Source organism: Priestia sp. P5_B4 (assembly GCF_056400385.1).
In genome coordinates, this window is record NZ_JBFULJ010001041.1 from 1 (window position 1) to 1,221 (window position 1,221).

Here is a 1,221-nt window from a genome sequence, read left to right on the forward strand (position 1 = left end):
GAGACGATGTATTCGTTCATTTCAGTGCTATTCAAGGTGAAGGTTTCAAATCATTAGAAGAAGGTCAAAAAGTKACTTTTGATATCGARSAAGGTCAACGTGGAGCACAAGCTGCTAACGTTCACAAAGCATAATYAAAAGTGATAACAAAAARGACTCCTTATRAAGGAGTCCTTTTTTTATGGTCTTATAATTAGCAAACYATGATTTATCTASTATTAGTTCAATAGAAAACCCAGGCTTTTAAAAAAAGCCTGGGTTTTAGACAAGACGAWCGATACAAGGTATAACTAGTTATAACATAYATTAGAAATAGAAAGCAAATGCAAATAAATTAGCTATATTTTCAATTAAATAATATAGTAGTAATTTTTAATCTATGCGATAGCATTGATACAAATTATCTTCGATGGGGATTAAGGGGGATTTTATTAATAAGCCGTTCTCCAGCTTCCATGTGATTTCCACACAAAGGGCATTTTTGGTGGTTGTCGTAAGAGAAATCTTTTCTCATCCAGCCCTTACAATCTTCTACTGTACATTCCCAAACCTCTGTTTGTTCTTGAGCTAAAGGTTCTTGGTTTCTTTTGCCGTAATAATACATACTAACATCACTACTCCTCATATTACATTATAGCTTATAAAGGAGTAATAATCATTTATATAAATTAGTGTTTCTTACCATTTTATTTTCATGGAATAATGCACGGAATTTTTGATATAAGAATTTCTAAACACTTGGTAATAATGTTCATATCTTCTTCTTTTGCTTTTTAATTGCACCACTTACTGTAGTAGTACATCCCTAAACTAAGCCGCCAACGTAAGGAGGGTTAGTTTAAAGATTAGTTTAATGGTGGAATCATTTCGCTTATCACCGGTAATCAAATGGTTATTTATAGGGACTTTCCAGAAGTTTCATGACTTGTTGGAAACTTTTATTTCGAGTTATTATAAATAATAAAACTTTATTTTACCTCAAATTAAAATATATTGTCAATGAAAAATTTGTAATATTTTCAAAAAATGTTATAATAGTTTTACAATTGTTTTTTCGATCGTATTCCGAATTCCGCTGTGTTTTTTTCAGATAGAATTATGGATACATTTTTTCAATACCCTTTTTTAAAACTGAAAAAAACTCAAACAGTTGTGTGAGCTTTAAAGGTAAGTTAGTTGAATAAAATTATTAATTTACCATCTAATAGTAACCGAGTTTTT

The 1,221-nt window shown here is 30.0% G+C and carries 2 protein-coding genes; one reads left to right on the forward strand and one right to left on the reverse strand.

The window, feature by feature from the left end:
• Positions 1-134, forward strand: a 134-nt coding sequence (locus tag AC1DRF_RS28600; protein ID WP_477742387.1) for a cold-shock protein, incomplete at its 5' end; no start/stop codon positions are given.
• A gap of 266 nt (positions 135-400) precedes the next feature.
• Here the strand turns inward: AC1DRF_RS28600 and AC1DRF_RS28605 are convergent.
• Entirely contained in the window at positions 401-604 is a 204-nt protein-coding gene (locus tag AC1DRF_RS28605; protein ID WP_016763693.1) for a cold-shock protein, read from the reverse strand.
• Between the last annotated feature and the right edge of the window lie 617 nt (positions 605-1,221).

Bases quoted from the DNA above. Each gene is read 5' to 3' on its own strand.
- AC1DRF_RS28605 (WP_016763693.1), bottom strand. From the start codon at position 604: ATGTATTATTACGGCAAAAGAAACCAAGAACCTTTAGCTCAAGAACAA.